The 12,397-nt window shown below is 73.6% G+C and carries 9 protein-coding genes, 1 tRNA gene and 1 pseudogene; 7 read left to right on the top strand and 4 right to left on the bottom strand.

Annotated features, from left to right (window positions below):
• Nucleotides 1-1,251, bottom strand: a pseudogene (locus tag AB0O40_RS22840) (hypothetical protein); the annotation flags it as partial.
• Between the two features lie 8 nt (nucleotides 1,252-1,259).
• On the bottom strand, nucleotides 1,260-2,237 hold the full coding sequence (locus AB0O40_RS22835) for an SMI1/KNR4 family protein (protein ID WP_365044626.1): 978 nt from the start codon (nucleotides 2,235-2,237) through the stop codon (nucleotides 1,260-1,262).
• 266 nt (nucleotides 2,238-2,503) lie between these two features.
• Between AB0O40_RS22835 and AB0O40_RS22830 the strand changes: the two genes are divergently transcribed.
• Together AB0O40_RS22830 and AB0O40_RS22825 are read left to right on the top strand one after the other, a co-directional pair.
• Nucleotides 2,504-3,079 carry a YwqJ-related putative deaminase gene (locus AB0O40_RS22830; protein ID WP_365044623.1) on the top strand — a complete coding sequence of 192 codons (576 nt, stop codon included), beginning with the start codon at nucleotides 2,504-2,506 and terminating at the stop codon, nucleotides 3,077-3,079.
• A gap of 8 nt (nucleotides 3,080-3,087) precedes the next feature.
• Complete coding sequence (locus tag AB0O40_RS22825) at nucleotides 3,088-3,597, top strand: SUKH-3 domain-containing protein (RefSeq protein WP_365044620.1); 510 nt, start codon at nucleotides 3,088-3,090, stop codon at nucleotides 3,595-3,597.
• A 68-nt stretch (nucleotides 3,598-3,665) separates the two neighbouring features.
• Here AB0O40_RS22825 and AB0O40_RS22820 read toward each other — a convergent pair whose 3' ends face one another.
• Entirely contained in the window at nucleotides 3,666-4,916 is a 1,251-nt protein-coding gene (locus AB0O40_RS22820; protein WP_365044617.1) for a histidine kinase, read from the bottom strand.
• Between the two features lie 220 nt (nucleotides 4,917-5,136).
• On the opposite strand from AB0O40_RS22820, the gene AB0O40_RS22815 reads away from it, so the two are divergent.
• The 5 genes from AB0O40_RS22815 (at nucleotide 5,137) to pth (ending at nucleotide 9,335) form a co-directional block, all read left to right on the top strand.
• Nucleotides 5,137-5,208 (top strand) — tRNA-Gln (locus AB0O40_RS22815).
• 110 nt (nucleotides 5,209-5,318) lie between these two features.
• On the top strand, nucleotides 5,319-6,764 hold the full coding sequence (glmU, locus tag AB0O40_RS22810) for a bifunctional UDP-N-acetylglucosamine diphosphorylase/glucosamine-1-phosphate N-acetyltransferase GlmU (protein WP_365044614.1): 1,446 nt from the start codon (nucleotides 5,319-5,321) through the stop codon (nucleotides 6,762-6,764).
• A gap of 123 nt (nucleotides 6,765-6,887) precedes the next feature.
• Entirely contained in the window at nucleotides 6,888-7,865 is a 978-nt protein-coding gene (locus tag AB0O40_RS22805) for a ribose-phosphate diphosphokinase (protein WP_365044611.1), read from the top strand.
• Nucleotides 7,866-8,062: 197 nt separating this feature from the next.
• The gene (locus AB0O40_RS22800) at nucleotides 8,063-8,647 is read left to right on the top strand and encodes a 50S ribosomal protein L25/general stress protein Ctc (RefSeq protein WP_365044608.1); all 585 of its coding nucleotides are present in this window, start codon (nucleotides 8,063-8,065) and stop codon (nucleotides 8,645-8,647) included.
• A 94-nt stretch (nucleotides 8,648-8,741) separates the two neighbouring features.
• Complete coding sequence (gene pth, locus AB0O40_RS22795) at nucleotides 8,742-9,335, top strand: aminoacyl-tRNA hydrolase (protein ID WP_365044605.1); 594 nt, start codon at nucleotides 8,742-8,744, stop codon at nucleotides 9,333-9,335.
• An 88-nt stretch (nucleotides 9,336-9,423) separates the two neighbouring features.
• Here the strand turns inward: pth and ppc are convergent, their stop codons facing one another.
• On the bottom strand, nucleotides 9,424-12,156 hold the full coding sequence (ppc, locus tag AB0O40_RS22790; RefSeq protein ID WP_365044604.1) for a phosphoenolpyruvate carboxylase: 2,733 nt from the start codon (nucleotides 12,154-12,156) through the stop codon (nucleotides 9,424-9,426).
• Nucleotides 12,157-12,397: the final 241 nt, after the last annotated feature.

The following is a 12,397-nucleotide window of genomic DNA, read 5'->3' as shown; positions in this document are numbered from 1 at the left end:
TGTTGCCGGTGCCGAGGCCGAGCTCGTTGGAGAACTGCATGAGGTAGTGCTGGACGGACCGGGCGGGGCCGGCGGCGCCGGCCGGGCCGGCGCCGGTACCTCCGCCTCCGGGCGCGCGGCCGGGCCGTCCCCGATGACCGGGGAGACGGCGGTCTTCGGCAGCTGGCTGCCGCCCGCCATCAGCGTGGTCTTGGCCTCGGGCGCGGCGCCCGGGCGGGCCGGCTCGTCCGCGTCCGTGCCGGAGAGCGGGGGTGCGAAGACGGTCGCCGGCAGCGGCACGGACGCGTCGTCCGAGTCCTGGTTGGTGTCCGTACCGGCCCAGGGGGTCGACCCGGACGGCACCGGCGCCGGCTCCGGGAAGGCGGGCCCGTCCTCGGCGCCGCCGCCGATCGCGCCCAGCACGACCGTGCCGGGCAGCGGGTCGGCCGGGGCGTCCGCGGCCGCATCGGGAGCCGCACCGGAGGAGGAGAGCCGCAGCGACCCGCCGGCGGCGGGCGCCGACGGGGGCACGGGCGGCAGCGGCGGGACGGCGGGAGCCGCGAAGGCCTCCCCGCCGGAACCGCCCGGGGCGCCGGGCGGCGGCACGTCACCCGGGCCGGCGGCACCGGGGGCGTCCTGCTCCTCGGAGCCGCCGGACGCACCGGAGCCCGACAGCCGCAGCGAGCCGTCCGCCGCGGGCGCCTGGGCCGGCGGCTGCGGGACGAAGTCCCCCGCGTACGGGTCCGCCGCGTCCCGCGCACCGCCGGCCGGGGCCCCGAAGGGCTCCGCCCGGTCGGCCGGGTCGGCGAAGGCCACCGAGCGCTCGCCCGAGCCGGCCGGCGGGTCCGCGGGCAGGTCCGGCACCGGCGGCACGGCGGCCGGTGCACCGGCCCCGCCCGCCGGGGCGCCGCCCGGCACCGCGTCCGCCCACTCCGGCGGGCTCAGCATGAAGGAGGTCATCTCCGAGTCGATCCGCTGCGGCGGCACCGAGGCCTCCGACGCCACCGCCGGACCCGTGCCGTACTCCTCCTCGTACCGGCGGATCACCTCGCCCACCGGCAGTCCGGGCCACAGCGTCGCCTCGCCGCTGTCCCGGGCGATCACCAGCCGCTGCCGGCCGCCGCCCGAGACGGGCACGCCCGGGCGGTCCTCCGCCCAGACCACGAAACCGAGCCCGAACTCGCGCACCCGCACCTCCCGGTGCTGGTACGCGGGCACGTCGCCGTTGACCCATTCCTCCGCGCGCTCCTGCGCCTGCGCGAACGTCACCATCGCCGGAACTACCCTTCCACCGGGACGACGCGGGCGAAGCCGCCGTCCACCATCAGACCCGCCACCGTCTCCAGCTCCGGCGGGTTGCCCGCCAGCCGCTCCAGGAACGCGTCGAAGTCCGCACCGCAGGGGAGCAGCAGCCGCTCCACCCGCTCCTGCACCGTCCAGCCGTCCCGGTCCCGCCCGTCGTCGTACGGGCAGAACCACACCGAGCCGGCGCCCTCGCCGCGCACCTTCAGCGCGAGCAGGCCGCCCTGCGCGAAGCCCACGCCGAGGTAGTCCTTCGTCAGGTGGTCGCGCAGGCACTTGTTGACGTAGACGAGGTCGTTGACCGCCGCCTCCTCGCGCACCGTGAAGAACGGCTGGTCCACCAGCAGGCCGAGCTCGGGGTCGAGCCCCACGCCCGCCGGCGCGCAGCCGCCGGCCGCCTTCAGGAAGGACCGGTAGGCCTCCGGCAGCCGGTAGCCCAGGTCCTCCTCCACGCCCTGGACCTGCTGCTCCGTCACCGACACGACCGCCTTGGGCAGGGTCAGGTGCATCGGGCGGGTCTCCTGGAGCGGGCGGGTGCCGCGCTTCTCCGGGTCCACCGGAGAGGTGGCCAGCCCGCCGTGGTGCCGCAGCAGCGCCTTGACGTCCACCGGCACCAGCTCGAGGCGGCGGGTGCCGGCCACGTGGTGCCAGGTCCAGCCGTGCGGGGTGGCCACCGAGGGCAGCGTGTCCCACAGCTCGTGCCCCGAGGCCTTGAGCGCGGCGTTGGCGGACACGTAGTCCGTCAGCCGCAGTTCGTCCACGCCGAAGCCCTCCGGCGGTTCGGCGATCTCCGCGGCCGCGCGCGCGTACGGGGAGAAGTCGGGGTGACCGTCCCCGTCCATCCGCACGCCCTCGGGATGCCGCGCACGCCGGACCGGGTCCGGAAAGTGCACGACCTGCCCGGCGTACGCGGCGTTGGGTGGCGCGGCCTGCTGCCCGAGCCGACCTGTCGTCATGGCGGTAGCCCCCTGCTGGATCTGGCTGGTTGCGCACAGCCTAAGCCGTAGGGCAAGCGGCCCACCCTCCCCGTACGTGCAGCGGAGCCGGCCCGTCCGGTCTCGTACCACCGGTACCCCCGGCGCCCGCCGGGAACATCCGAATTGATACGAATATTCGACCCAGCTTCCGCATGACGGCGGACATTTGGCAGGCTGTCCCCGCAGCACGGGGGCGTGCGCGACGGCGGCCACCGCCGCGGCCACGGGGAGGGACGAGCGACACCATGGCAACGACCACACAGACGAGCGCCGCACCACGGACCGGGCCGGAGCAGCCCGGCCGGGACGAGGGCCGGGCCGCCCCGGCGCCCGGCGGCGACCCCCGACGCCGCTGGAGCAGCGAGGACGGGCTGCGGCCCCCGGTGCTGCTGCACCGCCGCGACGGCATCCTCCCGACCGTCGCCGCCGCCCTCTCCGTCCGTGGCGAGACCCTGACCGGCACCGCCGCCAAGGGCGACCGGGCCCCCGAGCTGCACCCGCTCGTCCAGGACTTCCTCGACACCCTCACCACCGGGCAGCGCGACCGGCACACCGGCCGATGTCCGGAGGCACTGCTGCTCTCCCGACACCTCACCGCCGTCGAGGCCGGCCGCAGCCGGCGGGCCTCCCGCAAGCCCCTGACCCACGGCGAGGCCCGCCGCTCCCTCAAGCAGGCCCGCCTGACCGCCCGCCGCATCCGCGAGGACGGCGACCCGCTGCACGGCAGCTACGCACCGCCCTGCCGGTCCTGCGACGCGCTCCTCGCCCACTTCGGCGTCCGCGCCGTCGACCTCACCGCACCCGACAACGAGAAGGGCTGACCCGCCCGATGGCCGCCTCCGCCTCCTACGACCGCTCCTCGGCGACCCGCTTCCCCGTCACCGTGGACGCAGCCCTGCGCGCGGCCGGCTGGGGACCCGGCCGCTGGGACATCAAGCAGGCCGAGTTCTGGGCCGACACCCTGCGGGACCACACCAGCCCGGCCGGGCACCGGCACACCGTCTTCCCGGCCGCCGTCGAGGCCTGGGCGGAGTTCGGCGGGCTGACGGTCGGCACGCCCGCACCGGGGCGCCAGATAGCCCCGGCCCGGCTCACCCTCGACCCGCTCAGCGGACTGCACTTGGCCCGCACCTTCGCCGACCTCGGCCGGGCGCTGGGCACCAGCGTCGCCCCGCTGGGGCAGGAGGGCGAGGGCGGCGCCCAGCTGGCCGTCGACCGCGAGGGCCGGGTCTACTCCATCGACCACACCGGCGACTGGTACCTCGGCGGCGGCATCGACGAAGCCCTCACCACCCTCCTCACCGGCCTCCAGCCGGCCCGCCTGACGACGGCGGGCTGACGCCGGCGGGCCGGACCGGCCCCGCCCGGCGTACCGGCTACGCGACGCGCCCGGACCCGGCGTACCGGCTACCCGCGCGGCAGGACCGCCGAGACGCGGAAGCCGCCGGCGTCGGTGGGGCCCGAGACGAAGACCCCGCCCAGCCCCAGCACCCGCTCGCGCATCCCCAGCAGGCCGTTCCCCCCGCTGGGCAGCCCCGCGTCGGCGACCGCCGCGTCCGAGGGGCCGTTCTCCACCTGCATCGCGACCTCGGCGTCCCGGTGCGCCAGCCGCACCCGGACCCGGGCGCCCGGGGCGTGCTTGTGGACGTTGGTCAGCGCCTCCTGCACCACCCGGTACGCGGTCTGCTCCACCTCCGGCGGGTACGGCCGGCACTCCCCCTGCACCTCGAGCTCGACCACCATCCCGGCCGCCCGGGACTGCCCCACCAGCGCGTCCAGCTCGGCGAGGGTCGCGCCCTCCGGGGGCACCGCCACCAGCGCCACCGGGACGGCCGGGGCCGCGGCGCGGACCGGCTCGGCCCGCAGCACCCCCAGCATCTCGCGCAGCTCCGTCAGCGCCTGCCGGCCCATGTCCCCGACCAGTTCGGCGTTCCGGAGCGCCTTCGCCGGGTCCTCGGCCACCACCGCCTGGAACGCGGCGGCGTGCACCACCATCAGGGAGACCCGGTGGGCCACCACGTCGTGCATCTCCCGGGCGATCCGGGTGCGCTCCTCCTGACGGGCCCACTCGGCCCGCTCCTCGGCCCGGTCGGCCAGCAGCGACAGCTCCCGCTCCAGGGAGTCGGCCCGCTCCTGGAGGCTCTCCATCAGCCGGCGCCGGGCGCCCACGTACAGCCCCAGCAGCAGCGGCGGGGCGGTCAGCGCCACCGCCATGAAGACCGACACCACCGGCACGTACCAGCGGTCGGCCTGGATGTCGTCCTGGGTGCGCAGGTACGTCACCACGAGCGTGGCGGCCAGCGACATGGTGGCCAGCAGGGCGGTGATCCGCCGGGGCACCTCGGAGGCGGCGAGGGTGTAGAGCCCGACCACGGCGAGCAGGAAGCCCATCGCCGCGGGGGTGACCGCGACCGCCAGCAGCACCACCGCGACCGGCCAGCGCCGCCGCAGCACCAGGGCGGCCCCCACCACGAACCCGAACGCCACGCCCACCGGGACCGGCAGCCCGGCGTCCCCGGCGAAGGCGATCCCTTCGAGCGCGCACTCCAGGGCCGACACCGCGGCCAGCCCCACGTCCAGCACGGCACTCCGCCGCCGCCCCCACCACAGCGGCCCGTCCCGCCCGGCCCCCACCGACTCTTCCCCCGTACTGGTCATACCGCCAGCCTACGTTCGCCCCTGTGCCGCTTCCCGGTGATTACCGGCGCCCCGGCCCGGCCCGGCGTGCGGCCCACGGGGCGTGCACGGCGGGCCGGGCCGCGCCCAAGTCCGCCGGGGCGCCGGGCTTTACCGTCGCACCGAGGGCATGCGGTGCGGCATAGTAGGTGCCGTCGACCGGATCCACATCGCGGTATGCCCGATTCGGTCAGATTTGCTATCCCCTGTGGTGTAATTGGCAGCACTGAGGCTTTTGGTGCCTTATGTCCGGGTTCGAGTCCTGGCGGGGGAGCAGCGCATCGCGGGTCCCGGCCGTCACGGTCGGGACCCGCGCTCGTTACGGGAACGTAGCCCCCCGGTATCCTTCGGTCGTCCACCCCCGAAAAGCCGAAGGGCACACCCGTGAGCGCCAACCGCCCGGCAGCCGTCGTCGTCCTCGCAGCGGGTGAGGGCACCCGCATGAAGTCGGCCACCCCCAAGGTCCTCCACGAGATCAGTGGACGCTCCCTCGTGGGGCACGTGGTCGCCGCCTCCCGCGAGCTGGACCCGCAGGACCTCGTGGTGGTCGTGGGCCACGCTCGTGAGCAGGTCAGAGCCCATCTGGAAGAGCACTACGCGGGCACCCGCACCGCCGTGCAGCACGAGCAGAACGGCACCGGCCACGCCGTGCGCATGGCGCTGGAGGAGCTGGGGGGGACCGTCGACGGCACCGTGATCGTGGTGTGCGGCGACACCCCGCTGCTGACCGGCGAGACGCTGCGGGAGCTGGCGCAGACCCATGCCGGCGACGGCAACGCGGTCACCGTGCTGACCGCCGAGGTGCCGGACTCCACCGGCTACGGCCGGATCGTGCGCGACGCGCAGGGCGCGGTGACCGCGATCGTGGAGCACAAGGACGCCTCCGAGGACCAGCGCGCGATCCGGGAGATCAACTCCGGGGTCTTCGCCTTCGACGGCAAGCTGCTGGTCGAGGCCCTGGGCCAGGTCCGGACGGACAACAGCCAGGGCGAGGAGTACCTGACCGACGTGCTCGGCATCCTGCGGGGCGCCGGCCACCGGGTGGGCGCCTCGGTCGGCGGGGACCACCGCGAGATCCTGGGCATCAACAACCGCGTCCAGCTGGCCGAGGCCCGGACGCTGCTGAACGCGCGGCTGCTGGAGCGGGCGATGCTGGCCGGCGTGACGGTGGTGGACCCGGCGAGCACGCTGGTGGACGTGTCGGTGACCTTCGGCCAGGACGCGGTCGTGCACCCCGGGACGCAGCTCCTGGGCGCCACGCACATCGCGGCCGGCGCGGAGGTGGGCCCGAACACCCGCCTGACCGACACCCGCGTGGGCGAGGGCGCCCGGGTGGACAACACCGTGGCCGACCGGGCCGTGATCGGCGCCGGCGCGACCGTCGGCCCCTTCGCCTACCTGCGGCCGGGCACGGACCTGGGTCCGAAGTCCAAGGCCGGCGCGTACGTCGAGATGAAGAACGCCACGGTGGGCGAGGGCACGAAGGTCCCCCACCTCTCGTACGTGGGCGACGCCACCATCGGCGCGTTCACGAACATCGGCGCCGCGAGCGTGTTCGTGAACTACGACGGCGAGAGCAAGCACCACACGACCGTGGGCTCCCACTGCCGGACGGGTTCGGACAACATGTTTGTGGCTCCCGTCACCATCGGGGACGGCGCCTACACGGCCGCCGGCTCGGTGATCACCAAGGATGTGCCGCCCGGCGCACTGGCCGTGGCACGGGGCCAGCAGCGGAATATCGAGGGCTGGGTGGCCCGCAAGCGTCCGGGCAGCGCGGCCGCGCAGGCGGCCCAGTCGGCGGGCGAGGAGCCCGCCGGCGAAGTCTGACCGGAAACAGGTACGCCGGAGTCGGCGTACCGTGATAGGTGCACGCAATTCGGCTGGCTTGCCGCGCGCGGGACGGACGCGCGCGGGGGCGAGCAGCTTCAACACGTCTGAGGAGACAGTGCTGTGACCGGGATCAAGACGACCGGCGAGAAGAAGCTGATGCTCTTCTCCGGCCGCGCCCACCCCGAGCTGGCCGAGGAGGTCGCGCACCAGCTGGGAGTCGGCCTCGTGCCGACCAAGGCCTTCGACTTCGCCAACGGTGAGATCTACGTCCGCTTCCAGGAGTCGGCGCGCGGCGCCGACTGCTTCCTGATCCAGAGCCACACGGCTCCGATCAACAAGTGGATCATGGAGCAGCTGATCATGCTGGACGCGCTCAAGCGCGCCTCGGCCCGATCGATCACCGTGATCATCCCGTCCTACGGCTACGCCCGTCAGGACAAGAAGCACAAGGGCCGCGAGCCGATCTCGGCCCGCCTGGTGGCCGACCTGCTCAAGACCGCGGGCGCGGACCGCATCCTGACGGTCGACCTGCACACCGACCAGATCCAGGGCTTCTTCGACGGCCCGGTGGACCACCTGTCGGCGCTGCCGGTGCTGGCGGACTACGTGGGCGCCAAGGTCGACCGCACCAAGCTGACCGTGGTCTCCCCCGACGCCGGCCGCGTGCGCGTGGCCGACCGCTGGTGCGACCGGCTGGACGCGCCGCTGGCGATCGTCCACAAGCGCCGCGACAAGGACGTCGCCAACCAGGTGACCGTCCACGAGGTCGTCGGTGACGTCAAGGGCCGCATCTGCGTCCTGGTCGACGACATGATCGACACCGGCGGCACCATCTGCGCCGCGGCCGACGCGCTCTTCGCGCACGGCGCCGAGGACGTCATCGTGACGGCCACCCACGGCATCCTGTCCGGCCCGGCCGCGGACCGCCTGAAGAACTCCAAGGTCAGCGAGTTCGTCTTCACGAACACCCTGCCCGACCCGGGCGACCTGGAGCTCGACAAGATCACCGTGCTGTCGATCGCCCCGACCATCGCCCGCGCGGTGCGCGAGGTCTTCGAGGACGGCTCGGTGACCAGCCTCTTCGAGGAGCAGCAGTAGGCGGATGAGGATCTGAACTAGATCCTTTTGGGCGCGGCCACCCCGCCGGGTAGACTCATCGAGTTGCTCGGCGAGGGAGGCCGCGCCCGGCTGTTTCCAGCCAGGTCCCGGCACTCCGTTATCGACGCGCTCTTCGTAGCAGGCCGTATCGGCCGGGTGACCGTGTCCTTTTTCCCGTCACCCCACGAGGAGTGAGCATGTCCGAGGTCAAGCTGTCCGCCGAGACCCGCACCACCTTCGGCAAGGGCTCCGCCCGCCAGGCCCGTCGCGACGCCCTGACCCCCGCGGTCATCTACGGCCACGGCCAGGACCCGAAGCACGTCAACGTCGAGGCCCACGGCCTGATGATGGCCCTCAAGACCCCGAACGTCCTGATCTCCCTGGACATCAAGGGCGACGGCACCGAGCTGGTCCTCCCGAAGGCCATCCAGCGCCACCCGCTGAAGCGCACCATCTCGCACGTCGACTTCCTGGTCGTCAAGAAGGGCGAGAAGGTCACCGTCGAGGTGCCCGTGCACACCGAGGGCGAGCTGGCCGCCGGCGCCAACATGCTGGAGACCCTGCTCACCACCATCGCCGTCGAGGCCGAGGCCACCCACCTCCCCGAGGCCGTGACCGTCTCCATCGCGGGCCTCGAGGCCGGTGCCTCGATCCACGCCAAGGACCTGGTCCTGCCGAAGGGCACCACCCTGGCCGTCGACCCCGAGACCGCCGTCCTGCAGGTCGTCGCCCCGCAGGCCGAGGAGGCCCCGGCCGAGGTTGCGGAGACCGAGGAGGCCTGAGCCTCCCCCCTCTGCTTGCCGACCGACCGCCGTCCGGCTCCACTGGAGCGGGACGGCGGTCGTTCCTTTTGACCGCTGTGGTGAGGAGCGTGTGATGGCGGACGACGCCAGCAGCCCGTGGCTGATCGTGGGCCTGGGCAACCCGGGCCCGGAGTACGCGGGCAACCGGCACAACGTCGGCTTCATGGTCGCGGACCTGCTCGCGGAGCGGATCGGCGGCCGGTTCAAGGCGCACAAGGCGCGGGCGCAGGTGGTCGAGGGCCGGATCGGCCCGCCCGGGCCGGCGAACCGGCGGATCGTGCTGGCCAAGCCGATGTCGTTCATGAACCTGTCCGGCGGGCCGGTGACGCAGCTGCGGGACTTCTACAAGGTGCCGGTGGAGCGGATCGTGGCGGTCCACGACGAGCTGGACATCGACTACGGCACGCTGCGGCTGAAGCTGGGCGGCGGCGACAACGGCCACAACGGCCTGAAGTCGATGACGAAGTCGATGGGCGCCGAGTACCACCGGCTGCGGTTCGGCATCGGCCGGCCGCCGGGCCGGATGCAGGTCGCGGACTTCGTGCTGAAGGACTTCTCGTCCACCGAGCGCAAGGAGCTCGACTTCTTCGTCGACCGGGCGGCGGACGCGGTGGAGTGCCTGGTCCTGGAGGGCCTGGAGCGGGCCCAGGGCTCGTACAACTCGTAGCGCGCACGGAGAACGGCCGGTGGCCGCGTCCGTCACCCCGAGGGGGGACGGACGCGGCCACCGGCCGTTGCGGTGTCGCCCGGCCGGGTCAGCCGGTGTTGCGCAGGCCCGCGGCGACGCCGTTGACCGTCAGCAGCAGGGCGCGGCCGAGCAGCGGGTCGGCCGGTTCGCCGGCCGCGGCGGCGGCGCGCTGGCGGGCCAGCAGCGAGACCTGGAGGTAGGAGATCGGGTCCAGGTAGGCGTCGCGGACCGAGAAGGTCTGCTGGAGCACCGGCTGCTGGTCGAGCAGCTTCTCGCCGCCGGTGATCCGCAGGACCTCGCGGACGGTCAGCTCGTGCTCGGCCTCGATGAGGGCGAAGACGTGCTTGAGGTTGTCGGGCACGAGGGTGTCGACGTAGTGGCGGGCGATCCGCAGGTCCGTCTTGGCCAGCGTCATCTCGACGTTGGAGAGGAAGTTGCGGAAGAAGTGCCAGCGCTCGCCCATCTCCGTCAGGACGTCGTCCCGGCCGGTCTCGCGCAGGGCCTTGAGGCCGGAGCCGACGCCGTACCAGCCGGGGACGATCTGGCGGGACTGGGTCCAGCCGAAGACCCACGGGATGGCACGCAGGCCGTCGAGGCCGGCGCCGGAGTCGGGCCGGCGGGAGGGCCGGGAGCCGAGGTGCAGGTCGGCGAGCTGGTCGACCGGGGTGGCGGCGAAGAAGTACGCCGGCAGGTCCGGGTCCTCCACGAGCGCCCGGTAGGCGGCGTGGGCGGCGTCGGAGACGGTGTCCATGGCCGCGTCCCAGCGGGCCAGGGACTCGTCGGACTGGCGGGGCGCGGTGTGCAGGGCGGAGGCCTGCAGGGTCGCGGCCACGGTCAGTTCCAGGTTCTCCCGGGCCAGGGAGGGCACGAGGTACTTGTCGGAGATGACCTCGCCCTGCTCGGTGACCTTGATCTCGCCCTCGAGGGTGCCCCAGGGCTGGGCGAGGATCGCGTCGTGCGAGGGGCCGCCGCCGCGGCCGACGGTGCCGCCGCGGCCGTGGAAGAGGCGCAGCCGGACGCCGTAGCGGTGGGCCACGTCGCGGAGCCGGCGCTGGGCGCGGTGGATCTCCCACTGGCTGGTGGTGATGCCGCCGAACTTGGACGAGTCGGAGTAGCCGAGCATGACCTCCTGGACGTCGCCGCGGAGCGAGACCAGGCGCCGGTAGGAGGGGTCGGCCAGCATCTCGTCGAGGATGACGTCGGCGGCGCGCAGCTCGTCGGTGGTCTCCAGGAGCGGCACGATGCCGATCTTGGCCCAGCCGCCGTGCAGGTCGATCAGGCCGGCCTCGCGGGCCAGGACGGCGGCGGCGAAGACGTCGTCGGCGCCCTGGCACATCGAGATGATGTAGGACTCGATGACCTCGGGGCCGAACTTCTCGAAGGCGTCCTTGATGGTGCCGAAGACGCCGAGGGTCTTGGCGCCGGCCGCGTCCAGGGGCGCCGGGGTGGGCGCCAGCGGGCGGCGGGAGCGGAGCTCCTTGGCGAGCAGCCGCTGCCGGTAGTCGCGGGGCATGTCGGCGTACCGCCAGGACTCCTCGCCGAGCCGGTCGAAGAGCTGGCCGAGGGCGTGGTGGTGGGCGTCGGCGTGTTCGCGGACGTCCATCGTGGCGAGCTGGAGGCCGAAGGCGGCCAGCGTCCGGATGGTGCGGTCCATGCGGCCGTCGGCGAAGAGGGCGCCGCGGTGCTCCCGCAGGGAGGTCTGGACGAGGGTGAGGTCGCTGAGCAGCTCGGCGGTGCCGAGGTAGTCGCGGCCTTCCTCGTGGGGGGTGCCCTTGGCCAGCCGCTCGCGGGTGTTGACGAGCTTCTGCCGGATGCAGGTGGCCTTGAGCCGGTAGGGCTCTTCGGCGTTGAGGCGCTTGTAGCGGGGGCTGATCTCGGGCAGGCGCTCCAGGTCGGCCTGGAGGGAGGTGAGCAGTTCCTCGGTGGCGCCGGCGTAGCGGATCGAGTTGGAGAGCAGTCCGCGCAGGTAGTCGACCAGTTCGAGGGCGTCGGTGATGCCGTGCTCGTGCTGGAGGATCAGCACCTCGCGGGTGACCTCGGGGGTGACGTTGGGGTTGCCGTCGCGGTCACCGCCGATCCAGGTGCCGAAGGTCAGCGGGCGGGTGCCGGGGGGCAGTTCGACGCCGACGCGCTGGAGTTCGGCGGCCAGGTCCTCGAGGACGTCGCCGACGGCGCCGGCGTGCAGCTCGTCGAGGTAGTAGATGGCGTTGCGGGCCTCGTCGGCGGGCTCGGGCCGGACCACGCGCAGTTCGTCGGTCTGCCAGATCAGGTCGATGTTCTCGGCCAGGCGCAGGTCGTGGCGGCGGCGGTCGCCGGCCCCGGTGACCGGGGTCTCGAGGAGGGCCGCGATGCGGCGCAGCTTGTTGAGGACGCTGCGGCGGGCCGCCTCGGTGGGGTGCGCGGTGAAGACGGGGCGGACGTTGAGGTTCTTGACCGTCTCGCGCAGGTGCTCGGGGTCGGCGTCCTTGAGCATGTCGGCCGTCCGGGCCAGCAGGCTGCCCTCGGCGGCGCGGTGGGCCCGGAGTTCCTTGCCGCGGTGCACCTGCTCGGTGACGTTGGCGAGGTGGAAGTAGGTGGAGAAGGCGCGCACCAGCTTGGCGGCGGTCTCGAGGTCGGTGTCGCCGAGGAGGGTGGCGGCGGCCTCGCCGTCGGTCCGGGTGAGGGCGCGCACCCGCTCGACGAGGTCGAGCAGGTCCTGGCCTTCCTGGCGTACCAGGGTCTCGCCGAGGAGGTCGCCGAGGCGGCGGATGTCGGCGCGCAGCTCTGCGTTGCCGGTGGTGGTCTGGTCAGCACTGCTCACAGGTGCGGCTCCTTGCAGTGTTTCGAGCGCTACTGGAGGGGGCCCGGGACGCTGCGCGCGGCGGTGTGTGCCGCGGTTGTGCAGCCCGGCTGCCCGTGCGGACCGCGCTGTCCGACGGGCTAAGGATATGTGCCATCCCTCGTGCACCGGTCAACGCGTCCACGGTCCGGTCAACGCGTCCACCGCGCCGGTCGGTCCCTCTTGCCGGACGGAGGCGCGCTGGGATACTTACGATGCCGTA

Origin of the sequence: Streptomyces sp. NPDC089919 (assembly GCF_040684615.1) — a bacterium.
Taxonomy (GTDB): Bacteria; Actinomycetota; Actinomycetes; order Streptomycetales; family Streptomycetaceae; genus Streptomyces.
Note: the sequence above shows the minus strand (reverse complement) of the source record. Positions and strands in the feature narration are given on the sequence as shown.